Annotated in this window: 21 protein-coding genes; 13 read left to right on the top strand and 8 right to left on the bottom strand. The window is 71.5% G+C overall.

From position 1 onward, the window contains the following. Positions 1 to 100 precede the first annotated feature (100 nt). The gene (locus ACIBZJ_RS10430; RefSeq protein ID WP_395929074.1) at positions 101 to 1,150 is read left to right on the top strand and encodes a tRNA (adenine-N1)-methyltransferase; all 1,050 of its coding nucleotides are present in this window, start codon (positions 101 to 103) and stop codon (positions 1,148 to 1,150) included. On the opposite strand, the gene ACIBZJ_RS10425 is transcribed toward ACIBZJ_RS10430, so the two are convergent. Next, positions 1,147 to 1,437 (bottom strand): ferredoxin, encoded by a 291-nt coding sequence (locus tag ACIBZJ_RS10425; protein ID WP_395927853.1) that lies wholly within the window; start codon positions 1,435 to 1,437, stop codon positions 1,147 to 1,149. The two genes, ACIBZJ_RS10430 and ACIBZJ_RS10425, sit on opposite strands and share 4 nt — an antisense overlap. 364 nt (positions 1,438 to 1,801) lie before the next feature. Here ACIBZJ_RS10425 and arc point away from each other — a divergent pair, with 364 nt between their 5' ends. The 8 genes from arc to ACIBZJ_RS10385 all read left to right on the top strand — a co-directional run bounded on the left by arc (position 1,802) and on the right by ACIBZJ_RS10385 (position 11,907). Beyond that, positions 1,802 to 3,517: a proteasome ATPase gene (gene arc, locus ACIBZJ_RS10420; protein ID WP_395929072.1), complete on the top strand. Its 1,716-nt coding sequence runs from the start codon at positions 1,802 to 1,804 to the stop codon at positions 3,515 to 3,517. Positions 3,518 to 3,652: 135 nt separating this feature from the next. Beyond that, positions 3,653 to 6,205 carry a hypothetical protein gene (locus ACIBZJ_RS10415; RefSeq protein WP_395927851.1) on the top strand — a complete coding sequence of 851 codons (2,553 nt, stop codon included), beginning with the start codon at positions 3,653 to 3,655 and terminating at the stop codon, positions 6,203 to 6,205. Positions 6,206 to 6,214: 9 nt separating this feature from the next. Then, on the top strand, positions 6,215 to 7,738 hold the full coding sequence (gene dop, locus ACIBZJ_RS10410; RefSeq protein ID WP_395927849.1) for a depupylase/deamidase Dop: 1,524 nt from the start codon (positions 6,215 to 6,217) through the stop codon (positions 7,736 to 7,738). Positions 7,739 to 7,798: 60 nt separating this feature from the next. Beyond that, positions 7,799 to 8,011, top strand: a complete 213-nt coding sequence (locus ACIBZJ_RS10405; RefSeq protein ID WP_395927847.1) for a ubiquitin-like protein Pup — start codon at positions 7,799 to 7,801, stop codon at positions 8,009 to 8,011. A 160-nt stretch (positions 8,012 to 8,171) separates the two neighbouring features. Next, the gene (gene prcB, locus ACIBZJ_RS10400; protein WP_395927845.1) at positions 8,172 to 9,011 is read left to right on the top strand and encodes a proteasome subunit beta; all 840 of its coding nucleotides are present in this window, start codon (positions 8,172 to 8,174) and stop codon (positions 9,009 to 9,011) included. A gap of 30 nt (positions 9,012 to 9,041) precedes the next feature. Continuing rightward, positions 9,042 to 9,893 (top strand): proteasome subunit alpha, encoded by an 852-nt coding sequence (prcA, locus tag ACIBZJ_RS10395; RefSeq protein WP_395927843.1) that lies wholly within the window; start codon positions 9,042 to 9,044, stop codon positions 9,891 to 9,893. 12 nt (positions 9,894 to 9,905) lie between these two features. Beyond that, complete coding sequence (locus ACIBZJ_RS10390) at positions 9,906 to 10,916, top strand: helix-turn-helix transcriptional regulator (RefSeq protein WP_395927841.1); 1,011 nt, start codon at positions 9,906 to 9,908, stop codon at positions 10,914 to 10,916. 58 nt (positions 10,917 to 10,974) lie between these two features. Next, on the top strand, positions 10,975 to 11,907 hold the full coding sequence (locus ACIBZJ_RS10385; RefSeq protein WP_395927839.1) for a hypothetical protein: 933 nt from the start codon (positions 10,975 to 10,977) through the stop codon (positions 11,905 to 11,907). Here the strand turns inward: ACIBZJ_RS10385 and ACIBZJ_RS10380 are convergent. Then, positions 11,904 to 13,442, bottom strand: coding sequence for an FAD-dependent monooxygenase (locus tag ACIBZJ_RS10380; protein WP_395927836.1), 1,539 nt, complete (start codon positions 13,440 to 13,442; stop codon positions 11,904 to 11,906). The genes ACIBZJ_RS10385 and ACIBZJ_RS10380 overlap by 4 nt on opposite strands. Positions 13,443 to 13,494: 52 nt before the next feature. Here ACIBZJ_RS10380 and ACIBZJ_RS10375 point away from each other — a divergent pair, with 52 nt between their 5' ends. Further along, on the top strand, positions 13,495 to 14,112 hold the full coding sequence (locus ACIBZJ_RS10375) for a TetR/AcrR family transcriptional regulator (protein WP_395927834.1): 618 nt from the start codon (positions 13,495 to 13,497) through the stop codon (positions 14,110 to 14,112). A gap of 34 nt (positions 14,113 to 14,146) precedes the next feature. On the opposite strand, the gene ACIBZJ_RS10370 is transcribed toward ACIBZJ_RS10375, so the two are convergent. After that, positions 14,147 to 15,139 (bottom strand): sporulation protein, encoded by a 993-nt coding sequence (locus ACIBZJ_RS10370; RefSeq protein WP_395927832.1) that lies wholly within the window; start codon positions 15,137 to 15,139, stop codon positions 14,147 to 14,149. Between the two features lie 125 nt (positions 15,140 to 15,264). Next, positions 15,265 to 16,677, bottom strand: a complete 1,413-nt coding sequence (locus tag ACIBZJ_RS10365; protein WP_395927830.1) for an amidase — start codon at positions 16,675 to 16,677, stop codon at positions 15,265 to 15,267. Between the two features lie 188 nt (positions 16,678 to 16,865). Between ACIBZJ_RS10365 and ACIBZJ_RS10360 the strand changes: the two genes are divergently transcribed. Next, the gene (locus tag ACIBZJ_RS10360) at positions 16,866 to 17,270 is read left to right on the top strand and encodes a VOC family protein (protein ID WP_395929070.1); all 405 of its coding nucleotides are present in this window, start codon (positions 16,866 to 16,868) and stop codon (positions 17,268 to 17,270) included. Positions 17,271 to 17,276: 6 nt separating this feature from the next. Here the strand turns inward: ACIBZJ_RS10360 and ACIBZJ_RS10355 are convergent, their stop codons facing one another. From ACIBZJ_RS10355 to xylA, 3 genes are all read right to left on the bottom strand, one after another. After that, positions 17,277 to 17,702 carry a hypothetical protein gene (locus ACIBZJ_RS10355; protein WP_395927828.1) on the bottom strand — a complete coding sequence of 142 codons (426 nt, stop codon included), beginning with the start codon at positions 17,700 to 17,702 and terminating at the stop codon, positions 17,277 to 17,279. Positions 17,703 to 17,747: 45 nt separating this feature from the next. After that, positions 17,748 to 19,205, bottom strand: coding sequence for a dihydrolipoyl dehydrogenase family protein (locus ACIBZJ_RS10350; protein WP_395927826.1), 1,458 nt, complete (start codon positions 19,203 to 19,205; stop codon positions 17,748 to 17,750). A gap of 126 nt (positions 19,206 to 19,331) precedes the next feature. After that, entirely contained in the window at positions 19,332 to 20,519 is a 1,188-nt protein-coding gene (gene xylA, locus ACIBZJ_RS10345) for a xylose isomerase (protein WP_395927824.1), read from the bottom strand. Positions 20,520 to 20,697: 178 nt separating this feature from the next. Between xylA and ACIBZJ_RS10340 the strand changes: the two genes are divergently transcribed. Then, entirely contained in the window at positions 20,698 to 22,068 is a 1,371-nt protein-coding gene (locus ACIBZJ_RS10340) for an ROK family protein (RefSeq protein ID WP_395927822.1), read from the top strand. On the opposite strand, the gene ACIBZJ_RS10335 is transcribed toward ACIBZJ_RS10340, so the two are convergent. Next, positions 22,058 to 23,158: a TetR/AcrR family transcriptional regulator C-terminal domain-containing protein gene (locus ACIBZJ_RS10335; protein ID WP_395927820.1), complete on the bottom strand. Its 1,101-nt coding sequence runs from the start codon at positions 23,156 to 23,158 to the stop codon at positions 22,058 to 22,060. The genes ACIBZJ_RS10340 and ACIBZJ_RS10335 overlap by 11 nt on opposite strands. A 242-nt stretch (positions 23,159 to 23,400) precedes the next feature. On the opposite strand from ACIBZJ_RS10335, the gene ACIBZJ_RS10330 reads away from it, so the two are divergent. Next, positions 23,401 to 25,110, top strand: coding sequence for an MFS transporter (locus ACIBZJ_RS10330; protein ID WP_395927818.1), 1,710 nt, complete (start codon positions 23,401 to 23,403; stop codon positions 25,108 to 25,110). Positions 25,111 to 25,240: the final 130 nt, after the last annotated feature.

Below are 25,240 nucleotides of genomic sequence, written 5' to 3'. Positions count from 1 at the left end.
AACTCCCGCCGTGCTTCCACCGGCCGGGGCCGATTAGAGTCGAGCGCCGTACCAAGCGAAGGAGATACTGGTGACGGCACCGGTCCCGGACGGGACGACAATGACGGACGTGGCTTCCGAGCCCATCCCGACCGACGGTGTGACCGACACCACTGGCGCCGAGATCGCGGCCTCCCGGCCGATCGGCGCGTCCCGGCGCGGCCCGTTCGCGGCCGGCGACCGCGTGCAGCTCACCGACCCGAAGGGTCGCCTGCACACCGTGCTGCTCGAGCCCGGCCGGTCGTTCCACACCCACCGGGGCGCGCTGGCGCACGACGACCTGATCGGCAAGCCCGAGGGCATCGTCGTGGCCGCGACCTCCGGGACGCAGTACCTGGCGATCCGTCCGCTGCTGTCGGACTTCGTGCTGTCGATGCCGCGCGGCGCGCAGGTGATCTATCCCAAGGACGCCGCGCAGATCGTCGCGATGGGCGACATCTTCCCCGGCGCCCGGGTGCTCGAGGCCGGTGCCGGTTCGGGTGCGTTGACCTGCTCGTTGCTGCGGGCGGTCGGCGAGCGGGGCGCGGTGTACTCCTACGAGCGGCGCGAGGACTTCGCCGACATCGCCCGTACCAACGTCGAGCGGTTCTTCGGCGGGCCGCACCCGGCCTGGTCGCTGACCGTCGGAGACGTCGCCGACGCCGACGCCGGTGAGGTCGACCGGGTCATCCTCGACATGCTGAGCCCGTGGGAGGTGCTGCCCACGGTGGCGAAAGCCCTGATACCGGGCGGCGTCCTGATCGCCTACGTGGCGACGACCACCCAGCTCTCCGCCACGGTCGAGGCGCTGCGCGAGCACGGGAACTTCACCGAGCCGCGGTCGTGGGAGACGCTGGTGCGCGACTGGCACGTCGACGGGCTCGCGGTGCGGCCCGATCATCGGATGGTGGCGCACACGGCTTTCCTGATCAGCACCCGCCGTCTCGCCGACGGTGTCGTCGCGCCGCGCCGCCAGCGCAAACCGTCCAAGGGAGCCGAGGCCTACCTGGCCCAGCGCCTCGGCAAACCCGACCCCTCGGCGCCTGCGGCCCCGGCCCCGAACACCGCCGAGGCCCCCCAAGCCCTCGAGCCCCCGAAAATCCCGGAAGACCCGGAAACCCCGGAGAGCTAAGCCGACGGGCCGGCGATCTCCACCCCGTCGTCGGCCCGGACGACGTGGATGCAGTCGCCGGGGCACTCCTTGGCCGAGCCGATCACGTCCAGCCGAAGCTTCGACGGCACCGGCACCTGGGAGCCGGCGTCCGTCCGCAGCTCCCCGTCGTCACCCTTGACGTAGGCGAGGCCGTCGATGTCGAACTCGAAGACCTCCGGCGCGTACTGGACGCACAAGCCGTCTCCGGTGCAGAGGTCTTGATCGACCCAGACCCGCAGCGGCGCGTCCGCGGCAGTGTCCGACACGTGTCCTCCCTAAAAATTCTTTCAGCGCCGCCAGCGTAGGCACGTTTCAACCCCGACGCCCAACGGGGTTCTCGTCCGAGTGACCCTGAATGCCACAAATTTCACAACCGGCTACTGGGATCGCCCGAACCGCCACTCTGGGTGAACAGGGAGTGTCCTCCTTCCCGGTCGCGACGGCGAATGAGTGAACGGGACAAAGTTTCCCTTCTGTGACGCGGACATCGACTGCACGACGGGTTTGCGGGGGACTCGGTACTGTTGGTGCACCGATCACCGGGGGAGGTGGCCGCTCGTGAACACAGATCCGAACGACGCGCACGGCAGCGCGCGGCGCGAGGCGGAGGTCCGCGATCTCACGGCCCAGGTGGACTTCCTCCAGGAGGAAGTCCAGCTCCTGCGCCGCAAGCTCACGGAAGGGCCCCGGCATGTCCGGACCCTTGAGGATCGTCTTGCCACCGCGCAAGCAACGATCTCTCGCCTCACCGAACAGAACGACAAACTGGCCTCGACTCTCAGAGAAGCGCGTACGCAGATCGTGGCGCTCAAGGAGGAAATCGACCGGTTGGCCCAGCCGCCCAGCGGCTACGGGGTCTTCCTGGTCGCACACGACGACGGAACCGTCGACGTGTTCACCGGCGGGCGCAAACTCCGCGTCGCCGTCTCCCCGTCGGTGGAGGTCGAAAGCCTCGCCCGCGGTCAGGAGGTCATGCTCAACGATGCCCTCAACGTGGTGCAGGCCCTCGGTGTCGAGCGGGCCGGTGAGGTAGTCACCCTCAAGGAGATCCTCTACGACGACGCGGGCGTCAAAGACCGCGCGCTGGTGCTCTCCCGCGCCGACGAAGAGCGGGTCGTATACCTGGCGCACACGCTCGACGACGTGCAGCTGCGGGCCGGCGACGCGCTCCTGCTCGAACCCCGTTCGGCCTACGCCTACGAGCGCATCCCGAAGTCGGAGGTGGAGGAGCTCGTCCTGGAAGAGGTGCCCGACATCGACTACACGTCGATCGGTGGCCTCTCGTCCCAGATCGAGCAGATCCGGGACGCCGTCGAGCTCCCGTTCCTGCACGCCGACCTGTTCCGCGAGCACGAGTTGCGGCCGCCGAAGGGCGTCCTGCTCTACGGCCCGCCCGGGTGCGGCAAGACGCTCATCGCCAAGGCGGTGGCGAACTCGCTGGCCAAGAAGGTGGCCGAGGTGCGCGGCGACACCGGCTCGGATGCCGGCAAGTCGTTCTTCCTCAACATCAAGGGCCCGGAGCTGCTCAACAAGTACGTCGGCGAGACCGAGCGGCACATCCGGCTGATCTTCCAGCGGGCGCGCGAGAAGGCGTCGAACGGCACCCCGGTGATCGTGTTCTTCGACGAGATGGACTCGATCTTCCGTACCCGTGGCTCCGGCGTCTCCTCGGACGTCGAGAACACGATCGTTCCCCAGTTGCTGTCGGAGATCGACGGCGTCGAAGGCCTGGAGAACGTGATCGTGATCGGTGCCTCCAACCGCGAGGACATGATCGACCCGGCGATCCTGCGCCCGGGCCGGCTCGACGTGAAGATCAAGATCGAGCGTCCGGACGCCGAAGCGGCCAAGGACATCTTCAGCAAGTACATCACCGGCGGGGTGCCGATCCACGGCGACGACATCGCCGCCAACGGCGGGTCGCGTCAGGCGACTCTGGACGCGATGATCCAGGGCGTGGTGGAGCGGATGTACACCGAGACCGAGGAGAACCGCTTCCTCGAGGTGACGTACGCCAACGGCGACAAGGAAGTCCTGTACTTCAAGGACTTCAACTCCGGCGCGATGATCCAGAACATCGTCGACCGGGCGAAGAAGATGGCGATCAAGGACTTCCTGACGCTGAAGCAGAAGGGCGTCCGGATGCAGCACCTGCTGGATTCGTGCGTCGACGAGTTCCGGGAGAACGAAGACCTCCCGAACACCACCAACCCGGACGACTGGGCCCGCATCTCCGGCAAGAAGGGTGAGCGGATCGTCTACATCCGTACGCTCGTCTCCGGCGGCAAGGGCAGTGAGGCGGGCCGGTCGATCGAGACCGCGAGCAATACGGGACAGTACCTCTGACCCGCCGGCGGCGGGCCGTCCGACGGCCCGCCGCCCGTTCCAACGACCACGGGACCGTACCTCGAAGATGACGCACACAGGCGCCGGACGGCGACGTTGAGGACGGTCTATCGACGTCTCCTGACGGCACTCCCGGTGCGCGCCTGGATACTCCTCGCGCTTCTTTACGTCCTCGCGGTCGTTCTCGCGCTGATCACCAATCCGCAGTTCGGGCCGGACTCACGCATCTATCTGGCTTGGACCTACTGGTACCTCGGGCACCCGCAGGCCGAGGCGGCGCAGCTCTCGTACAACTACCTGTGGAACAACGGTGGCCTGACCGACTGCTGGTCCTGCTGGCCGGACGACTACCAGCAGAAGTTCTTCACCGGCCAGTACGCGGCCGTCGTCGGGCCACGCGTGCTGCTGCCGTTCCTCTCCGCGCCGTTCGTCGCGCTGATGGGGCCGATGGGCATGCTCGTCGTGCCGATCGTCGGCTACGCGATCGCGGTGATCGCGACCGTGATGCTGGCGTCCCGGCTCTGGGGCCAGCGCTGGGCCCTGCTGTCCGGTGCGGTGCTGCTGCTCCCCGTGTACGTGTCCCGGTGGAGCGTGGTGGCGCACACCGAGGGGCCGGCGTTCGCCCTCCTCGCCGTGCCACTGCTGCTCCTGCCGCTGGCCCGACGCACGACCCGCAAGCACCTGGTCTGGTACGTCGTGCTGGTCGCGGTCGGCATGCTCAACCGCCAGTTCGCGATCGCGCTACCGGCCGCCGTCGGCAGCGCGTGGCTGCTGGTCGCGATCCGCGACCGGGCGTTCCGCAACGTCTGGCTGCCGTTCGCGTTCTGGGGCAATCTGGTCGGCTTCGGCATCCTGATCGCCCAGATGGTGATCACGCCGATCATCTTCGGCGGCGACGAACTCTCGCTGACCGCGCAGTTCAACGCGCTGGCCCAGCAGTACTTCCAGACCGAGGGGCTGGCCGCGATCCCGGCCGTCACCTGGAACATCATCACGTCCGACCTGCTGCGCGTGCGGTACGACCTCGGGCTGATGGCGCTGCTGGTGATGCTGACCGTCGCGGTGATCTGGCGGTTCCGCAGCGAGCTCTCGGCGATGGCGGTCGGCGCGTTCGTGACGGTCAGCGCGATCAACGTCATCGAGTTCTGGCCGGCCTCGTTCCGCTATCACGCGCCGATCGTCCCGCTGCTCGTGCTGGCCACGGTCGCGCTGCTGAACGACCTGTGGGGCCCGATCCGAGCCCGGCCGTCCCGGTCCACCGAAGCCGTGCCACGGGCTCCCGCCAACCGCCTGCGCGCCACGGCCGTCCGCGCGGCGATCGCCGCCTCGACCGCGAAAGCCGCCAGAACGTGGAAACCCACGGTCAGAGGGCTCCGCTGGGTCGGCGCGCTGCCCCTGCACGCCTGGCTGACGATCAGCGTCCTCGTCGTGGTGACGTTCGCCGAACTGCAGGACCGGACCTGGCACTACGGCCCGACCAGCATCTACAGCCTGGCCTGGGCCTACCGGGTTCTCGGGTACTCGCCGGCCGGCGCTTCGATGAAGACCTACGACGACCTGCACATGATGCCGTTCTTCGACAACGGCTGCGGCGGTCCCTGCTGGGAGTACGGCAACACCTGGATCTACCAGCACTCGACCTCGGCCGACCCCAACGTCGTGTACCCGGTGCTCTCGGCGCCGTTCGTCGCGCTGTTCGGGTACAGCGGGCTACTGGTCGTCCCGGTGGTCGCGCTGCTGGTCGCGACCGTGCTGATCACGATCTTCGCCCGGCGTCGCTGGGGTGCCGCGGCGGCGACGCTCACCGCCGTGATGTTCCTGCTGACCGACCGGATCGCGGTCGCCGGCCTGGCCGGCACCGCCGACATGCTGGCGATCGCATTGTCGATCGGCTGCCTGTTCACGCTCCCGATCGACGGCCCGCGCAACCGCCGGGCGCTGGCCACGTTCGGGCTGCTGATCACGCTGGCGCTGGCCAGCCGGTCGACGTCGATCGCGCTGGTGGGCGCCGTCGGCATGGCCTGGCTGTGCGCCTGCTGGACGGCCCGGACCCCGCTGAACCGCTGGCTGCCCTACGCCGCCACCGCGGTGACCTCGCTGGTCGGCGTCGTGGCGCTCGGCCAGATCATGCCGATGGCCGACGCCCGCTATCTCGGCCGGGCCCGTGAGGTGATCTCCGAGGGCACCGGCGGGGTCTTCGGGTCGATCGCCGACCGGATCCACGAGGCGACCCAGGTCGACGGCACCTACATCGCGGCCGACGCGCTGCTCTGCGCGGTGCTGCTGATCACGGTGTTCGCGGCCCCGCTGCGGGCGATCCGCGACCCGCTGGCGGCGCTCGCGTTCGGCGGCGGCCTGGTCAGTGCGTTGCTCGGGCTGCTCGTCGGGGTCCCCTCCGGCGCCCGCCAGTTCAGCGTCGTCTACCCGCTGTTCCTGCTGGCCTCGATCGGCGTCCTGGTGCCGCTCACCGGCCGGTTGAGGCCCCGGATGCCCGACCCTCCCGCCGAGCCGGGAGACCGGCCGTTCCCGGCGCTACCGGCCCTCGAACAACCCGCGGCCGACGTCGTGCCGGAACCGGTTCCGGCGGCGCTGGTGGCGGCCGAATCGGAATCCACGGCGGCCGACGACGGCCGGGTGTCGCGCAATCGCCCTGGGCCAGGCCGGGCGGTCGCGGCGCGAGGTACGTAGGCTTCACTCATGAGCGCGCGACGAATCATGGGCACCGAGGTGGAGTACGGCATCTCGGTTCCCGGCCAGCCCGGCGCCAACCCGATGGTCACCTCGTCCCAGATCGTCAACGCGTACGGGTCGCGCAACGACCCGTCGCGCAACGGCCGGGCCAGATGGGACTACGAGGAGGAGTCGCCGCTGCGCGACGCGCGCGGGTTCAACTACGGCGGTGCGCTCTACGACCCGGCCGAGGCGCTGGCCGACGAAGACCTGGGGCTGGCCAACGTCATCCTCACCAACGGCGCCAGGCTCTACGTCGACCACGCGCACCCGGAGTACTCGACGCCCGAGGTCACGAACCCGCGAGACATCGTGCTGTTCGACAAGGCGGGCGAGCGGGTGATGGCCGAGGCGTCCCGCCGGGCGGCCACCGTGCCCGGCGCGCCGCCGATCAACCTGTACAAGAACAACACCGACAACAAGGGCGCCTCCTACGGTGCGCACGAGAACTACCTCATGCGCCGACGGACGCCGTTCAGCGAGATCGTCATCCACCTGACGCCGTTCTTCGTCACGCGCCAGGTGGTCTGCGGCGCCGGGCGGGTGGGCATCGGGCAGGACGGGTCGGGCACCGGGTTCCAGATCAGCCAGCGCGCCGACTTCTTCGAGGTCGAGGTCGGGCTGGAGACCACGCTCAAGCGTCCGATCATCAACACCAGGGACGAGCCGCACGCCGACGCCGAGAAGTACCGCCGGCTGCACGTGATCATCGGCGACGCGAACCTGTCCGAGATCTCGACGTACCTCAAGGTCGGCACGACCGCGCTGGTGCTGAGCCTGATCGAAGACAAGGTGCTGCCGTCCGATCTGGCGCTGGCCGAGCCGGTCACCGATCTGCGGTCGGTCTCGCACGACCCGGCCCTGCAGCACAAGGTCAGCCTCCGCGACGGGCGGAAGATGACCGCGCTCGACATCCAGGAGATCTACTGCGAGCGGGCCCGGACGTACGTCGAAGACCGTCTGGGTGACGACGTCGACCCGATCACCGCCGACGTGCTCGACCGATGGGAGTCGGTCCTTCAGCGCCTCCGGCAGGACCCGATGCTCTGCGCCACCGAGCTCGACTGGGTGGCCAAGCTGCGGCTGCTCGAGGGTTACCGCGACCGCGACGGCCTGGGCTGGGACTCGCCCCGGCTGGCGCTGGTCGACCTGCAGTACTCCGACGTCCGGCCGGAGAAGGGTCTCTACCACCGGCTGGTCGCCCGCGGCGCGATGAAACGCCTGCTGGAGGACGACGAGGTCACCCGCGCGATGCTCAAGCCGCCGACCGACACCCGCGCGTACTTCCGCGGCCGGTGCCTGGAGAAGTACGGCGCCTCGGTGGTGGCCGCGAGCTGGGATTCGCTGATTTTCGACGTCGGCCGGGAGTCGCTGGTACGGGTGCCGATGCTCGAACCCGAGCGCGGCACGTTGCAGCACGTCGGTAACCTGCTCGACCGGTGCGACAGCGCCACCGAGCTTCTTGATGCGTTGACGGGTCCGGGACGTTAACAGCGGTCCAAACCGCCCGAAGGGGAGGTACCGTCGACATGCGAACCGAGGGGAGACGCCATGAGCACCAGGGACAGCGGCGGTCAGTCGCAGAGCAGTCGGGCCCGGCAGGACGTCGACGAGGTCGAGGCGGTAGAGGCGAATCCTGAGGTCGCCGAGCGGGTCGAGGAGATCACCGAAGACGTCGACGCGATGCTCGACGAGATCGACTCGGTCCTCGAAGAGAACGCGGAGGAATTCGTCCGCGGATACGTGCAGAAGGGCGGCGAGTAGCCCCGGGCACGAAGGCCGCCGGGCTGGTCCGGCCCGCACACTCCGCCCACCCACCCGAAAATCTGAGGCCGAAGGCCGCCTGGCCCTTGCCGGGCGGCCTTCGGCGACCTGACGGTAGGGTTGCGGCAAGCTCAACGCGTACGTACGAGAGAGGATCCAGGTGGCAACGGGTCTTGGTGCTTCCGGCCGTTTCTCGAACCTGTTCACGGCCCCGGGGGGCTCGTCGTTCACCGATTTCCTGAACCAGGCGGCGCCCGAACTGCTGCCGGGGCGGCGTCCGTTGCCGCCCGGTGACCACGGCGCGGTGGCCCCGCACGGCACGACGATCGTCGCCGCCACCTACCGGGGTGGCGTGGTCATGGGTGGTGACCGCCGGGCCACCCAGGGCAACATGATCGCTCAGCGTGACATCGAGAAGGTGTTCCCGACCGACGCGTACTCGGTTGCCGGCATCGCCGGTACCGCCGGTATCGCGATCGAGATGATCCGCCTCTACCAGGTCGAACTCGAGCACTACGAGAAGATCGAGGGCACGGCGCTCACACTCGACGCCAAGGCCAACCGGCTGTCGATCATGATCCGCGGCAACCTCGGCGCCGCCCTGCAGGGCCTCGCGGTGATCCCGCTGTTCGCCGGCTACGACGTCGACGCGGTCGACCTCGAGAAGGCGGGCCGGATCTTCGGGTTCGACGTCACCGGCGGGTGCTGGGAGGAGATGGGCTACTCCTCGGTCGGCTCCGGCTCGGTGTTCGCCAAGTCGTCGCTGAAGAAGCTCTGGAAGCCCGCGATGGACGAGGCCGGTGCGATCCGCATCCTGGTGGAGTCGCTCTACGACGCGGCCGACGACGACTCGGCCACCGGTGGTCCCGACCTCATCCGCAAGCTTTTCCCGATCCTCGCGGTCGTCGACGCCGAGGGCGTCCGGCGGCTGACCGACGACGAGGTGGGGGCGGTCGTCGCCGAGGTGATCGCCGACCGTACCGCCAACCCGGGCGTCTGACGTCCGTCTAGCGAAGGGGCACCCAGCACCGTGGCCATGCAGTTCTATGCCTCTCCCGAGCAGCTCATGCGCGACCGCTCGGAGTTCGCGCGCAAGGGCATCGCGCGCGGCCGCAGCGTGGTCGTGCTCAGTTACGCCGGCGGCGTGCTGTTCGTCGCCGAGAACCCGTCCAAAGCGCTCCACAAGGTCAGCGAGATCTACGACCGCATCGGATACGCCGCGGTCGGCAAGTACAACGAGTTCGAGGCCCTGCGCCAGGTCGGCGTGCGCTACGCCGACCTGCGCGGCTACTCCTACGACCGGCGTGACGTCACCGCGCGCGGGCTGGTCAACGCGTTCGCGCAGCAGCTCGGCGCGATCTTCGGTGAGCAGTCCAAGCCCTTCGAGGTCGAGGTCTGCGTCGCCCAGGTGGGCACGTCCTCGAGCGGTGACGAGCTCTACCGCCTGACCTACGACGGTTCGGTCACCGACGAGCCGGGCTTCATCGCGATGGGCGGCCAGTCCGAGGCGATCGCCACCAACCTGCGCGAGAAGCACGACGCCGAGCACGACCTCCGGGCGGCACTCAAGGTCGCGGCAGACGCGCTCGCCTCCATCGGGGGCGAGAACGGCAAGCCGCGGACCCTGTCCGCGGCCCAGCTCGAGGTCGCGGTCCTCGACCGCGCCCGCCCGGGCCGGGCCTTCCGCCGCATCATCGGCGCGGCTCTCGAGGGGCTTCTCTCCACCCCTGAGGCGGACGCCACGGAGCCCGCGCCGCCGGACGAGTCCGCATCGTCGGACGGGACCGCATCGTCCGACGAGCCGGCGCCGTCGGACGCGACGGCATCGTCGGACGGGCCGGGGAAGAAGACCACGGACGAGAGCGACTCCTCGGAGTCGTAGCCGGGAAATACCGTGCGCGCCGACCGGCTGCTCTCGCTGTTGCTGCTGGTGCAGACGCGGGGGCGGATGACCGCACAGGAGCTCGCCGACGAGCTCGAGGTGTCGGTGCGCACGGTGTACCGCGACGTCGAGGCGTTGTCCGCCGCCGGGGTGCCGCTGTTCGCCGACCGCGGCCCGACCGGCGGCTACCAGCTCGTCGACGGCTACCGCACGAAGCTGACCGGCCTGACCGTCGACCAGGCCGAGTCGCTGTTCCTGGTGGGTTTGCCCGGGCCGGCCGCCGCGCTCGGGCTGGGCACCGAGCTCGCCGCGGCCGAGCTGAAGCTGCTGGCCGCGCTCCCGGCCGAGCTGCGCACCCGGGCCGAGCGCATGCGCGAGCGGTTCCACCTGGACGCGCCGGGCTGGTTCCGCGAGGCCGAGGACGTCCCGCACCTCGGCGTGCTCGCGGACGCGGTCTGGAACCAGCGCCGGATCCGGGCCCGTTACCGTCGCTGGCGGGCGCCCCGCGAGGTCGAGCGGGTCTGGGATCCGCTGGGCGTCGTGCTGAAGGCCGGGGTCTGGTATTTCGTGGCGCGGCCGGTGCCCGGCGAGGAGATCCGTGCCTACAAGGTCTCGCACCTGCTGGACGTCTCGGTGCTCGACGACCGCTTCGCGCGTCCGGAGGGCTTCGACCTGGCCCCGTACTGGCAGGAGTGGACCCGCCGCTTCGAGGCGAACTTGATCACGGCCGAGGCCGAGGTCCGGATCTCGCCGCGCGGCCTCGAGTACCTGCAGCACCTGCTCGGCGGCCCGGCCATGGTGGCCGCGGCCGGCCGGAACGCCGGCCCGCCGGACGAGGACGGCTGGGTCCGCACCACGATCCCGATCGAGCGGATCCGGAAGGCCCGGGCCGACTTCCTGGCGCTCGGCGCCGAGGTCGAGGTGCTCGGCCCGCCGGAGCTGAGGTCGCTGGTGGCCGAGGCCGCACGTGCGGCCTCCGGCTTTTATGCCGACGCCACACCCGCACCGGTTACCCGGATCTAGTACGGTGCGTACCGCTCGCCTGAAACGGACATAGCGGGCGGTGCGGACGGGGGTTGCGGTGGCAACGGGGCGGCGGACCCTCGCGGTACGGGCCGGGTGCGTGGCGGGCGTGATCGTGGTCGCGGTGGCGGCCGGATTCACGGCGCCGGCGGCCGAGGCGCACGCGGGCGCCGGAGCGGCCGCACAGCCGATCGCCGGCCGGCCGGCGACGCGGTGCGTGGTCGCGGATCAGCGGCTCGGGCAGATCAGCGGGCTGGTCGAGCGTCCGGGCGGGTTCTCGGTCGTCAACGACACCGGGCCGGTGATCTGGCGGCTCGACCATTCGTGCCGGGTGACCCGCCGGACCGTGCTGAAGCCGCCCGCGGCGCACGACCCGGCGGCGGCCCCGCTCGGCGGCAAGCGGTTCGACACCGAGGATCTCGCGCTGGACGGGTCGGGTGCGTTCTGGATCGCCGACATCGGCGGCAACACCACCCGCCGGACCGCGGTGTCGTTGTTCCGGTGGCGGGTCGGGACTCCGGCGACCGCGGTGACCCGGTACGACCTGCGCTATCCGGACGGGCCGCACGACGCCGAGGCGCTGCTGCTGAGCCGGAGCGGTCGGGTCGCGATCGTCACGAAGACGATCGAGGCACCCGGGGTCTACGTCGCCGACGCTCCGCTCCGGCCGTCCGGGACGTTGCGCCTGGCCGGGCGGCTGCACGTCCGGCGCTGGTGCCCGTCCTGCCGGTACCGCAGCCGGCTGGTGACCGGGGGAGCGGTGTCCCCCGACGGCAAGCGGGTCGTGCTGCGGACCTACGACCGGGCGTTCGAGTGGGACGCCCCGACCGGTGACGTCCTCCGGGCGATGGTGTCGGAGACTCCCCGGCAGATCGTGCTGCCGGAGAGCCGCCAGGGTGAGGCGATCGCCTACACCCACAATGCGGACACCCTGCTCACCGCCACCGAGCGCATCCCCGCACCGATAGCGGCGGTCCCGCTGCGCCGTTAGGCGGGCACGACGGCCGGGAGACCGAACCACGTGCGCAGAGCGGCTTCCAGGCCGTCGGCGCCGCCGTCGGACGCCCAGGCCACCGCGCCGTCGGGACGAACCAGCAGGGCGGCCGGGCCGTCGACCGCCGACGCGGTGACGACCCGCACGCGGTCCGGGTAGCCCGCGGCCGCGTCCCGGACGGCCGGGTCGTCGGCCAGGTCGAACAGCACGCCGGTCCCGGCCGTGCAGTGTTCGGCGAGCCGGGACCCGTCACCCAGCACCAGGTCCGGCGCCTCGGCCCCCACCAGCGGATGCGAGCCCTCCAGCGGATACCGGTTCAGCACGCCCGAGAGGCGCTTCACCAGGTACGTCGTCCCGTCGGTGGTCGCCGCGAGATCCGCGACCACGGCCCGGATCGCGTCGGCCCACGGATCCGGCCGCATGATCGCGATCTGGGCCCGCGTCCAGTCGAGTACGCGCGCGCCGAGCGGATGCCGCTCGGCGGTGTAGGTGTCGAGGAGCCCGCCGGGTGCCCAGCCGTTGATCACCGCGGCCAGCTTCCAGCCCAGGTTCACCGCGTCGCCGATGCCGAGGTTGAGGCCCTGGCCGCCGAACGGCGAGTGGACGTGGGCGGCGTCCCCGGCGAGCAGGACCCGGCCGCGCCGGTAGTCGGTGGCCTGCCGGGCGTTGTCGGTGAACCGGGTGATGCTCGACATCCCGGTGACCGTCACGTCGGCGCCGGTGACCCGCCGGATCGCGCCCTGCAACTCCTCGGCGGTGACCGGGGTGTCGCGGTCGGCCGGTGGGCCGTCGAACTCGACCGTGAGCACGCGGCCGGGGAACGGCCCGAACGCGTAGACGCCCCGGCTCGACCGGTTCCAGCCCGGCCGGAGCCCCTCGGTGCCGGTCAGCTCGGCGAGGGCCTGGTAGCCGGTGATCTGCGGGGGTGTGCCGGGGAAGTCGAATCCGGCGCTCTTGCGGACCACGGACCGGCCTCCGTCGCAGCCGACGAGCCAGGCGGTGCGCAGCCGTTGGCCGCCCGCGGAGATCGTGACCCCGTCGGCGTCCGCCTCGACGGTGGTGACGGACGTGTGGCGACGGACCTCGACCCCGAGGGACGCGGCCCGGTCGGTGAGGATCTTCTCGATGTCCTGCTGGGGGACGAGACCGACGTCGGCCGACGGGCCGGCGCCGGCGAACGCCGGGTCGTCGGCGTCGAAGTGATCGCCGCTGAGCATGAGCGCGGCGAAGTGGCCGACGAACTTCGGCGGGGTCTTGACCGGACCGGCGGGGGCCGAGCCGGTCTGCTTCGCGACGAAGGCGCGGATGCCCGCCAGCCCGCGCTCCTGGGCCGCGGCCAGGTCGGGGAGAAGCCCGCGGCGGTCGAACGCGGCGGCCGTGGGAGCCGTGATCGATCCGGCCTTCATCGTCAGGTCGGGTTCGCCGAGCCGTTCGAGGACCAGGACGTCCACGCCGGCGAGGCGCAGTTCGCAGGCGAGCATCAGTCCGGTGGGTCCGGCGCCGACGAGGACGACATCGTGTTCGGGAGTCATGGTTCGAGAATATGTACCGAGTCAAAGTTTTGGCTAGGTATATCGTTGCGCCATGGGGCTGCGCGACCGGAAAAAGGCCGAGACGCGACAGCGGATCTCGGACGAGGCGACGCTGCTGTTCGTGACGCGGGGGTTCGACGCGGTGACGGTCGCGGAGATCGCCGAGGCCGCGAACGTGTCGAAGATGACGGTCTTCAACTACTTCCCGCGCAAGGAAGACATGTTCTTCGACCGGCTGCCGGAGGCGCGGGAGCTGTTGCTCTCGGCGATCGACCGCCGGGCGGCGGGGGTGTCGCCGGTCGAGGCGATCCGCGACCTGGCGCTCGACCTGCTCCGGCGGGACCATCCGCTCGGTGGGGCGGGCGACCACCGGCAGTTCTGGCGGACGGTGCTGGCGTCACCGGCGCTGCGGGCGTGGCTGCGGGAATCGGTCGAGGAGCTGGAGAGCACGCTCGCGGGCGTGCTGCTCGAGGCGTCGCCCTCGGCGGGCGCGATGCGGGCGCGGTGGACCGCGGCCCTGGTGATGGCCGCGCTCCGGACGATGCGCCAGGTGACGGCGCAGCGCATTCTGGCCGGCGAGGACGCGGCCGTGGTGGGCGCGGAACAATCCGCGCTGGTGAACGAGCTGTTCGACGGCATCGAACGCGCGCTGGCGGGCCCGCCGGCCTGACCGCGGCGACCGCGGTCAGGCGAGGCGTGCGTCGCTAGAAGAAGCCGTCGTCGTCGCCTCCGTCGTCGTCGAAGACCTCCTCGAAGACCTCGCCGGCGACGATTCCGCCGACGAAACCGGCCGCGGCGCCGCCGGCGACCGCGCCCATCCCCAGGCCGCCGCGGTGGCGCCGGTGCCCGTGGTGGCCGCCGTGGCTCCCGTAGCCGCCGTGGCCGTACGCGGCGTGGCCGCCGTGCCCGCCGCCGTAGCCGTGGGCGTTCGCGAGCAGCTGCTGGAGCCACCCGTCGAGGTACCCGGCCCAGTCGGTCTGGCCCGCGGTCGCGTAGTCGATCCGCAGGTGGTGGAACGTGTCGGCGCCGCCGCTGAACAGCCCGCCGCGCTTGTCGACCTCGAGAACGACGTCCACCGCCTGCGGACCGGCCACGAACGTGACCTCGAGCTCGTTCAGCCGGCCCGCGTACTGGGGCGCCGGGAAGAACTCGATCTCCTGGTAGAACGGCATCTGCTGCGGGACGCCGCGCAGGTGTCCGTACTCGACGTCGGCGGTACGGAACGTGAAGCCGAGCCGGGCGACCGCGTCGAGGAACAGCTCCTGCGCCGGCAGCGGGTGGATCGCGACCGGGTCGAGGTCTCCGGCGTCGATCGCCTTGGCCACCGCCACCTCGGTCTTGAGGCCGACCGCCATACCGCGCAGCGGCTGGCCGAACACCGCGGTGACCGGCGCCTCCCACGGCACCGGGAACTGGAACGACAGCGCCCGGTCGGCGTGTTCCGGCAGTTCGAACCGCCCGGAGAGCGGCAACCGCGCGAACTCGACCCCACCGGCCTGCTCGTGCTCGCCGCCCTCGAACTCCACGCGGGTGACGAGACCGAGCTCGATGCGCTCGATCGTCACGGTGCGGTCGCCTCCGCGCAACCGCACCTCGCCGCGGAGCAGCTCGCCGGGACGGCAGTCGCTGCGTTCGAGCACGGTGTCGACGGACGGCCCACCGGCGCCGAACGCGTGCATCAACTTCCGAAAGACCACAACATCTCCTCGGATGGCTGGTCAGGCGATAGTTACTGGTGTCCGGACAAACGCGCAGCGTAACGGCGTAGTTCCCGGACGGGGCCGGCCGCGCCGCGGTTCTGCGGCTCCATCCCGGACGGACGCTAGAGCGCCGGTGCGGTCCTCGCGTAGCCGGTGGCGGCCTCGAACGCGGCGGCCACCTGGAGCGTGAACAGGTCGGAGCGGGGCCTGGTGACGATCTGCAGGCCGACCGGAAGGCCCTCGGGCGTGAAGCCGGCCGGAACCGAGATCGCCGGGGCGCCGAGCGTCGTGACGTGGTAGGCGGCCCGCATCCAGTCCAGGTAGGAGTGCTGTTGTTCCCCGGCGACGACGTGCGGGTACTCCTCGTCGACGTCGAAAGGGACGACCTGGGTGACCGGTGTGATCAGGACGTCGTACGTCTCGAAGAATCGGATCCCGGCCTGGAAGACCCGCGAGAGCGCGGCGGTGGCGCGGCCGACGTCGGCGCGGCTGAGCTTGCGGCCCTGCTCGATGTTCCAGGCCAGCGCGGGCTTGAACGCGTCCGGGCGCTCGTCGAAGGACTCCCCGAATCCGACGTCGAACGCGTTCGCGCGCAGCGTCCGGAACGCGAACTCGGCTTCGGAGAGGTCGGGGGTGGCTTCCTCGACGGTCGCGCCCAGGTCTTTCTCGAACGTCACCGGTGCCGCGGCCAGCACCGCGGCGATCGCCGGGTCGATCGGCAGGCCACCGAGCGTGGGGCTCCAGGCGACGCGCAGGCCGTTGAGGTCGCGCTCGGGGACGGTACGGAAGGCCTCGCCCGGTGTCTCGAACGCGAGGGGCGATCGAGGGTCGGGGCCGGCGATCGCGGAGAGCAGCAGTGCGACGTCGGCGACCGTGCGGGCCATCGGGCCGGACGTGCCGAGCGTGTCCCAGAGGTTGTCGCTGGGCACGGTGGGCACGCGGCCGGGCGTCGGGCGGAACCCGACGACGTTGCAGAACGCGGCCGGGTTGCGCAGCGAGCCGCCCAGGTCGCTGCCGTCGGCGATCGGCTGCAGGCGGGCCGCCAGCGCCGCGGCCGCGCCACCGCTGCTGCCGCCGGCCGAGCGACCGAGGTCGTAGGGGTTGCGGGTGGGTCCGAACAGCGTGTTGAACGTGTGCGACCCGGCGGCGAACTCCGGGACGTTGGTCTTGCCGATCCGGATCGCCCCGGCGGCCAGGATGCGCGCCACGACCAGCGTGTCCTCGGTCGGGACGTTGTCGGCCAGCAGCGGAGAGCCGTAGGTGGTGCGCATACCCGCGGTGTCGTGGGTGTCCTTGAACGCGATCGGGAGGCCGTGCAGCGGGCCGGCCGGAGGCGCGTCGTCAGCGGCGGCGGCCGCGGCCAGGGCGCCCTCCGGATCGAGCGTGACGATCGCGTTCACCGCCGGATTGACCCGCTCGATCCGGTCGAGGTGGGCTTCGACGACGTCCCGGGCCGAGAGCTCGCGGGCGTGCAGCCGCTGGGCCAGGTCGGTTGCGTCCAGGGCGCAGAGCTCGTCAGCGTCTCGGGTCTCCATCCCCCGAGCGTCGCGGAAGCCGGGCGGTCTGTCACGGACCGACCCTGCCGCGCCGGGAGACCGGGAGACGGCAGGTTCTGCCAGGGCACGGGCTTGCGTCCGGGGCGGAAATGCGTCCGGAAACCGGGCGGATCCTGTCCGGTATGAGTTCTAGCGTTCGGGGTCCGATCCACTTCCCGGAGGTACTCGTGAACTTCGTTTCCGTCCGCGTCGTCACCACCGACGTCGCCCGGCTCGTCGGCTTCTACGAGCGGGTCACCGGCCTCGACGCGACCTGGTCCACCCCGGACTTCGCCGAGATCGCCACCGGCGGCGCCACGCTCGCGATCGGGAGCACGCGCACGGTCGCGATGCTGCCGCCCGGCGCGGTCACCGCCGGTGCGAACCGTTCCGCGATCGTCGAGTTCCTGGTCGACGACGTCGACGCCCTGCACGAAAAACTCGACGTCGACGTGGTCCTCGCGCCCACCACGATGCCGTGGGGCAACCGCTCGCTGCTCGTCCGCGACCCCGACGGCAACCTCGTCAATCTCTTCACCCCGGTGACTCCGGCCGCCGTCCACAAGTTCAGTGGGCACGTCGCGCCGGAGTAGGGGCGTCTACTTCTTCCGGCTGGTGAGGCTCTCCAGCACCAGGCCGGCGCCGATCCCGAACATCCAGACGTCCTTCGCGATCGGCGTCCCGGCCTGGGTCGGGCGCAAGCTGCCTTCCTCGCGCAGCCCGGGCGTCTTCAGGTACAGCCCGAGCAGACCACCGGCGAACGCGGCGAGCCCGGCCCCGGCCACCGCGGCCGGAACGATCGGCACCAGCAGTGCGGCGCCCAGCGCGATCTCGGCGGTCGAGAGGTACTTCGCGAACTGCCGCGGCTCGATCCCGGCCAGGAACGGGTAGGTGCCCGCCGCCATCCCGTGCATGCCGGCCGCGGCCTCGTCGTCGGCGTTCCGTTTCGACAGGCCGGAGTTCAGGATGTACGCGCCCGTCGCAAGACGAGGTGGCAGCTGGCTGAGCCGACCGAGGAACCGCATAGGTACTCCCGTAGACGAGTTACCGGAATGTCTGAATCGTAACCCTTACTTCCCCCTCCGTTGCGAATCAATCGTCTCCAGGAGCCGGAGCCACACTTCGCTGACGGTCGGGTAGCTCGGCACCGCGTGCCAGAGGTCGGCCAGCGGAATGCGGCCCTGGATCGCGACCGTGGCCGAGTGCACGAGTTCGGCGATGCCGGTGCCGACGAACGTGGCGCCGACCAGGACGTCGCCGTCGAGGACCAGCTTCGCCCGGCCGCGGTAGTCGTCGCGCACCAGGTACGTACCGGCCAGCGCGGCCATGTCGTACTCGGCGACCCCGACGTCGAGCCCGGCGTCGCGGGCCTGGGCCTCGGTGAGACCGGCCGAGCCGACCTCGGGGTCGGTGAACGTCACCTGGGGCACGACGGCGCGGTCCCGCTGCGGCGGCGGGTCTCCGGCGGCCCGGGCGGCGATCACGTCACCGGCGATCCGGGCCTGGTACTTGCCCATGTGCGTGAGCAGCGCTTTGCCGTTGAGGTCGCCGACCACGTACAGCCAGTCGAACCCGGGCACGGTGAGGTACTCGTCCACGGCGACGAAGCCGTGCGGCTCGAGGCCGACGCTCGGCAGGCCCAGGTCGTCGCTGTTCGGGGTGCGGCCGGCGGCGACCAGGATCTCGTCCGCCCGCAGGACCGAACCGTCGGAGAGCGTGACCGTGACCTCGCCGCCGTGGATCAGCCCCTCACCGGCGTCGTTGACCTCCGGCCGGGAGACGGCGGTGACGCGGGTCCGGGTCTTCACGGTCACGCCGGATGCGGTGAACGCCTCGGCCACCAGGTCGCCGGCGAACGGCTCGTTCTTCGAGAGCAGGCGCTCGGAACCCTCGACGATCGTCACCTCGTCGGCACCGAGGCCGCGGAGCCAGGTGGCGGCCTCGCAGGAGACGACCCCGCCACCGACGATCACGACCCGGTGCGGAACGACGTGCAGGTTCGTGGCGTCGCGGGACGTCCACGGGCGGGCCTCGCGCAGACCGTCGATCGGCGGGACGTTCGCCCTTGTCCCGGTGGCGAGCACGACGGCGTGGCGGGCCGTCAGCGTCCGCCCGTCGACGGTCACCGTCTTCGGGCCGGCCAGGCGTCCGCGGCCGCGGATCACGTCGATACCGGCCCCGGTGGCCCAGGTGATCTGGGAGGTGTCGTCGTGGTGGTTGACGATCTTGTCCCGGCGGGCCAGGACCGCGTCGACGTCGACGCGGGCGCCGGTGACACCGGCCAGGTCGGCCGAATTGGCGACGAGCTCGACCGGCCGGAGCAGCCCCTTCGACGGCATGCAGGCCCAGAACGAGCACTCACCGCCGAGAAGTTCCTGTTCGACGATCACGGCGTCGAGGCCGGAGAACTGGGTGGCGTACTGCGCGACGACCTCACCGGGCGGGCCGCCGCCGACCACGATGACGTCCCACTCCGACCGGTCCGGGTTCAGCTGAGCGCTCACGGGACCAGTCTGCCTGCTGTGCATCTGCGCCCTGCACACCCCCGCCCGCCGGAGGGTGGGCGGGGCGCCACGCACGGACCGGCGGGACGTTTCGGCCGCCGGGACCGGCGCCGGATCCGGAAGGAACCGGCGCCCGCCCGGCAGGCGTACTCAGCGTGCGTGCAGAAGGTGTTCGATGGCGAGCTGGTCCAGGCGGATGGCGCCGGAGCCCTTCGCCGCGGCCGCGGCGACGTCGAAGTCTTCGAACGCGGAGCGGTCGGCGAGCAGGTCGGTGATCGACTCGCCCTCGTTGAGGGTGGGCTGCGCGAGCCCGGTGACGCCGTGCTCGGCGAGCGCGGCCTGCACCTCGGGGTCGGCGCGGAAGGCCTGAGCGCGCTCCTTGAGCAGCAGATACGTGCGCATGTTGGCGGCGGCCGAGTTCCAGACGCCGGTCATGTCCTCGTTGCGGAAGGGCTTGTAGTCGAAGTGGCGCGGGCCGTCGTAGGTGGGGCCGCCACCGAACGGGCCGTGCTCGAGCAGGTCGACCAGGAAGAACGCGCTGATCAGGTCACCGTGACCGAAAACCAGGTCCTGGTCGAACTTCGGACCGTGCTGGCCGTTCAAGTCGATGTGGAACAGCTTGCCCTGCCAGAGCGCCTGGCTGATCGCGTCGACGAAGTTGAGGTTCGACATCTGCTCGTGGCCGACCTCGGGGTTCAGCCCGACACGATCGGCGTGCTGGAGCATCGAGATGAACCCGAGCGCGTGACCGACCGTCGGGAGCAGGATGTCGCCCCGGGGCTCGTTCGGCTTGGGCTCGATCGCGAACTTGAGGTCGTAGCCCTGGTCGAGCGAGTACTGGACGAGCGTGTCGATCGCCTCGGCGTAGCGGGAGAGCGCGGCGTGCACGTCCTTCGCCGCGTTCGTCTCGGAGCCCTCACGACCGCCCCAGCAGACGAACGTGTGCGCGCCCAGTTCGGCGGCCAGGTCGATCTGGCGCATCGTCTTGCGCAGCGCGAACCGGCGCACCCCGCGGTCGTTGCTGGTGAACGCGCCGTCCTTGAACACCGGGTGGGTGAACAGGTTCGTGGTGGCCATCGGCACCTGGAGGCCGGTTTCCTTCAGCGCGTCCTTGAAGCGGCTGATGTGCTTCGCGCGGGCGTCCTCGTCGGCCTCGAACGGGATCAGGTCGTTGTCGTGGAACGTGACGCCGTAGGCGCCGAGCTCGGCCAGCTTGTGCACGGACTCGACCGGGTCGACCGGGGCGCGGGTCTCGTCACCGAACGGGTCGCGGGCCTGCCAACCGATGGTCCAGAGCCCGAACGTGAAGTGGTCGGCGGGGGTCGGCTGCGCTGCCATGGGTTGTACCTCCGTGCGGTTGGTGATTAGTTCAGGCCGTTAACATATCGGCCTACGGCCGATTTCGGGAGAGGTGCGGGCGGTGCAACGTCCCTTGTTCGAGGATTACGCTATGCGGCTGGGTACCGCCGGACGTCCTGCTCGAACCGGGTCGGTGCGGGCTCATAATTTGGCGCTGGTGCTCAGAGCGGTCGCATCGGCCGGGGTGCCGCTGTCGCGGGCCGACGTGGCCACGGCCACCGGGCTGACCCGGGCGGCGGTGTCGGGGCTGGTGGATGCGCTGGCCGTAGGGCGTCTGCTGCGGGAGACCGGGGTGCCGACCCGGACCGGCGTGGGGCGGCCTTCGACCGGGCTGGTGCTGGACGGCGAGGGGCCGGCCGGCCTCGGCATCGAGTTAAACGTCGACCATCTTTCGGTCTGCGTCGTGGACCTGACCGGCACGGTGCGGGTGCGCCGGGTGCTGGGTCTGGAGGGCGGGCTCGAAGGTGGGGGCTCCCCGGCAGCCGAGGCCTGGAGCGCAGCGGTCGCCGGGGCCGGGCCGGAGGGCGGGTCCGGGCCGGCGGCCGAGGCGGGGCTGGTGGCCGGTGGCGGGCCGGCGAGTGGGGGCGGGCTGGTGGCCGGGGCCGAGGGGCGGGGTGCGGTGCTGGCGGCGTTGTCGAGCGAGGCGGCGGCCGAGGCCGCCGCGCTCGGGCTGACGCTGTCCGGGGCCGCGCTGGCCGTGCCCGGGCTGGTCGACCCCTCGACCGGTGCGCTGCTGGTCACGCCGAACCTCGACAGCGCCGGGCCGCTCGAGGCGCTGGCGCGTCTCGGCTCGCTGCGGAGCGTCCCCATCGTGGTGGAGAACGAGGCGACGCTCGCGGCGCGCGCCGAACAACGGGCCCTCGGCGCCGCGGCCCCGAGGTCGTTCTTGCAGGTCTCGGGGGAGGTCGGCATCGGGGCGGGGCTGGTGCTCGACGGGCAGCTCTACCGCGGACGCCACGGCTGGAGCGGCGAGCTCGGGCACGTGACGGTCCGTCCGGGCGGCCGGCCGTGCGCCTGCGGCAGCGACGGCTGCCTGGAGCAGTACGCGGGCCTGCGGGCGATTTCCCGAGCGGCGGGGGTGGGCGCGGAGGAGTCCGGGCGGCCTGGAGGCGGCCGGCCGGGGCGCGGTGGGTCTGGGGTCGGTGGGTCTGGGGTCGGCGGGTCTGGGCGCGGTGGGTCTGGGGGTGGCGGGTCGGGGGTTCGGGCGATCGCGGCGCGGGCGGCGGCGGGGGAGCCGGCGATGCTGGCGGCGCTCGCGGACGCCGGAGAGGCGCTCGGGCTGGCGCTCGCGGCGGCCCTCAACCTGCTGGACCTCGACGCCGTGGTACTCGGCGGCGCGCACGCGGAGCTGGCGCCGTGGCTGGTCGGGCCGATCGAGGCGCAGCTCTCGCGCCGCCTGGTCGGCGCGGCGGTGTCGCGGCCGGTCGTGCAGGCGTCGGTGCTCGGCACGGACGCCGCGGCCCTGGGGGCGGCCTGGTCGGTGCTCGACCGGGTCCTGGACGACCCGGCGGCCTGGCTCAGCCGCTGATCAGCACCTCGACGCCGTCGAGATAGCGGGCCAGGCCGAACTCGAACATCGACTCGATCGAGAAGGCGTCGTCGGGAATCGAGCTGACCGCGGCCATCATCGGGAACTGGCCGGTGGCCAGGACCTGCACGAAGTAGTCGTCCTGGCCGTCCATCCACTCGCCGGCGTCCATCCCGGTGTCTTGCTGGTTGCGTAGTTCCTCGTCGTGGACGAGCGCGACGCTCCGGACGTGGTTGAACAGGCAGACGGCCACGTGCAGGAGTTGGGCGGGCGCGAGCCCGGTGTCGTTCATCGCGGCCATCGCGTACTCGGTGTGCACCATCCCGCGCGGCACGAGCTGCGGGCGCGAGAACGAGAGCGCTCCGGCCATCCAGCGGTGCTGCCGGTAGACGTCCCACTGTTTGCGGGCCACCGACTCCAGCTTGGCGCGCCAGCCGGCCGGCTCCGGGTCGGGGATCATCGAGACCTCGCCGAAGACCGCGTCGAGCATGTGGATGACCAGGTCTTCCTTGCTCGGGACGTACCGGTAGAGCGCCATCGTGGCGACGCCGAGGTCGGCGGCGACGCGGCGCATCGAGAGCTCGGCCATGCCGTCGGCGTCGGCGATCGCGAGGGCCGCGGCGATGACGCGTTCGCGGGTCAGGGGTTCGTCGGTGGGCCGGCGGCGACGGCGGGGCGGGTCGGGGAGCCCGAGCACCGGTTCCAGCCCGTGGGCGGGGTGGAGGGGGTCGGGGTCGGGGTGACCGTGGGTTGGGTGACCGTGGGTTGGGTGGTCGCGGGGTGGGGTGAAGCCGGAGGCCGGGCCGGGGGGCGGTAGTTCCTTGCCGGAGCCGGAGCCGGAGCCGGAGCCGGAGCCGGGGCCGGGGCCGGGGCCGGGGCCGGGGCGGACGACCGTGCCGACGCCGGGCACCGCGTCGACGAGACCGGCGTGACGGAGTGCGGTGAGCACCTTGGTCGCGGTGGCCATCGCGACGCCCCACTGACTGGTGATCTGCCGGGTCGACGGCAGCCGGTCGCCGGGCCGCAGATCGCCGCTCTCGATGCGACGGCGTAGCTCGCCGATGATCCGGGCCGAGGGCGTCTCGCTCATCGTCACCGTTCCTTCCGAGAATTTCTGTACTAGTGCACCACAGGGCGCCGGTACCGGCCAGGCGGGGGCGGGCGGCCCTGACCTCGGCGGGGCCGGGTGCGCTAGTGCACTAGCGGGCGGTAGTGCGCTTCCAGCAGCGAATATACCCTCTTGTGTACGGCGTCCGGGGTGCGCTTCAATTCCGGTGAGCGGCGCGTACGACGTACACGGGCCGCACTACCTGCCCTTCCGAGGAGCGCATCATGTCTGGTGAGTACACCGTCCGCGCGGGCCGGAAGGAGTGGATCGGCCTGGCCGTACTCCTCCTGCCGCTGCTGTTCGTCTCGATGGATGTCTCGGTTCTCTACTTCGCGGTGCCGTTCTTGAGCGTCGAGCTCGAGCCGACCAGTACGCAGCAACTCTGGATCTTCGACGTCTACGGCTTCGTCCTGGCCGGCCTGCTGATCCCGATGGGGGCGATCGGCGACCGGATCGGGCGGCGCCGGCTGCTGCTGATGGGCGCCGTCGGGTTCAGCCTCGCGTCCGTGCTGGCGGCCTACGCGCCCAGCGCCGAGCTGCTGATCGCGGCGCGGGCGATTCTCGGGGTCGCCGGCGCGACGCTGATGCCTTCGACGCTCGCGCTGATCCGGAACATGTTCCACGACGAGCGTCAGCGGGGCACGGCGATCGGTATCTGGACCGGCGCCACGGCCGGCGGGATCGCGCTCGGGCCGGTGCTGTCCGGGGTGCTGCTCGAGCATTTCTGGTGGGGCTCGGTGTTCCTGATCAACCTGCCGTTCATGGTCGCTCTGCTGGTGCTGGCCCCGGTTCTGGTGCCCGAGTTCCGCCACCCGGGCGTCGGGCGGTTCGACTGGGCGTCGGGCTTCCTGTCGCTGGCGACCGTGCTGCCGGTCATCTGGGGCGTGAAGGAACTGGCCCAGATCGGCGGCGGGGCGTCGGGGTCGGTGGTGTGGCCGGTGGTCTCGGTGGTGGCGGGGCTCGTCGTCGGTGCGGTGTTCGTCCGGCGGCAGCTGCGGCGTTCGGACCCGATCATCGACATCGCGCTGTTCCGGCGGCGGGCGTTCGGCGGCGCGGTGGCGCTGAACGTCGTCGCGATGTTCGGGGTAGTCGGGTTCGCGCTGTTCGCCACCCAGTACCTGCAGTCGGTACTCGGACTGAGCCCGCTGCGGGCGGCACTGTGGAGCGTGGCGCCGTCGATTCTGGTCGGTGGGGCGGCGCCGCTGGCGAATGCGCTGGCCCGGGTCGTCGACCGGGCGTATCTGATGGCGGGCGGGTTCACGATCGCGGCGATCGGGTTCCTGCTGACGACGCAGGTGAGTCCCGGCCGCGGGCTGTGGATCGTGCTGGCCGCGGCCACCACGTACGCGGTCGGGCTGGTGACCGTGATGTCGGTGGTCACCGAGGTGGCGCTGGGCGTCGCACCGCCGGAGCGGGCCGGGTCGGCGTCGGCGTTGCTGGAGTCGGGATCGGAGCTCGGCGGGGCGCTCGGGATGGCGTTGCTGGGGAGCCTCGGGAGCGCGATCTACCGGCACGGTGTCTCGGCCGGGGCTCCGGAGGGCGTGCCGTCGGCGGCGTTGTCGGAGGTCCGGGAGACGCTGGGCGGGGCCACGGCGGTGGCGGCGCAGTTGCCGGGTGACGTCGGAGACGCGGTGCTGCGGGTGGCCCGGGACTCGTTCACCGACGGGCTGCACGCGGCCGGGGTGGCGGCGGCCGTGGTGATGGTGATCGCGGCGGTGGTGGCGGCGACGCGTCTGCGTGGGTTGCGGATCACCCCGGCGGTGGATCCGTCGGCCGCGCCCGCGGTGGATCCCTCGGCGGCGCCGGCGGAGGTCCCGTCGGCCGTGTCGGCGGTGATTCCGTCGGCCGTGTCGGAGGGGGTTCCGTCGGCCGTGTCGGCTCCTGGGAGCCGGCCGGGCGGTGGGGTGGGTGAGGTGAACGCGGCGGAGGTGTAGGGGGCGGAGTTCCTCGCAGGTCGGGGGGGGGGGGGCGCCCGCCCCCCCCCCCCCCCCGGGGGCGCGAAAGATGCCCCCAGGAGGGGCGGGGGGCCCGCGGGGCGGGGTGCACACCGCTAAGCACCGCCCC

Source organism: Cryptosporangium sp. NPDC051539 (assembly GCF_044454545.1).
Lineage (GTDB): Bacteria > Actinomycetota > Actinomycetes > Mycobacteriales > Cryptosporangiaceae > Cryptosporangium.
Note: the sequence above shows the minus strand (reverse complement) of the source record. Positions and strands in the feature narration are given on the sequence as shown.

Excerpts from the sequence above, each read along its gene's own strand:
- xylA (WP_395927824.1), bottom strand. The coding sequence starts at position 20,519 with ATGGCAGCGCAGCCGACCCCCGCCGACCACTTCACGTTCGGGCTCTGG.
- ACIBZJ_RS10350 (WP_395927826.1), bottom strand. The coding sequence starts at position 19,205 with ATGCACAGCAGGCAGACTGGTCCCGTGAGCGCTCAGCTGAACCCGGAC.
- ACIBZJ_RS10365 (WP_395927830.1), bottom strand. The coding sequence starts at position 16,677 with ATGGAGACCCGAGACGCTGACGAGCTCTGCGCCCTGGACGCAACCGAC.
- ACIBZJ_RS10430 (WP_395929074.1), top strand. The coding sequence starts at position 101 with ATGACGGACGTGGCTTCCGAGCCCATCCCGACCGACGGTGTGACCGAC.
- ACIBZJ_RS10355 (WP_395927828.1), bottom strand. The coding sequence starts at position 17,702 with ATGCGGTTCCTCGGTCGGCTCAGCCAGCTGCCACCTCGTCTTGCGACG.
- ACIBZJ_RS10380 (WP_395927836.1), bottom strand. The coding sequence starts at position 13,442 with ATGACTCCCGAACACGATGTCGTCCTCGTCGGCGCCGGACCCACCGGA.
- dop (WP_395927849.1), top strand. The coding sequence starts at position 6,215 with ATGAGCGCGCGACGAATCATGGGCACCGAGGTGGAGTACGGCATCTCG.
- ACIBZJ_RS10330 (WP_395927818.1), top strand. The coding sequence starts at position 23,401 with ATGTCTGGTGAGTACACCGTCCGCGCGGGCCGGAAGGAGTGGATCGGC.
- ACIBZJ_RS10405 (WP_395927847.1), top strand. The coding sequence starts at position 7,799 with ATGAGCACCAGGGACAGCGGCGGTCAGTCGCAGAGCAGTCGGGCCCGG.
- ACIBZJ_RS10335 (WP_395927820.1), bottom strand. The coding sequence starts at position 23,158 with ATGAGCGAGACGCCCTCGGCCCGGATCATCGGCGAGCTACGCCGTCGC.
- ACIBZJ_RS10375 (WP_395927834.1), top strand. The coding sequence starts at position 13,495 with ATGGGGCTGCGCGACCGGAAAAAGGCCGAGACGCGACAGCGGATCTCG.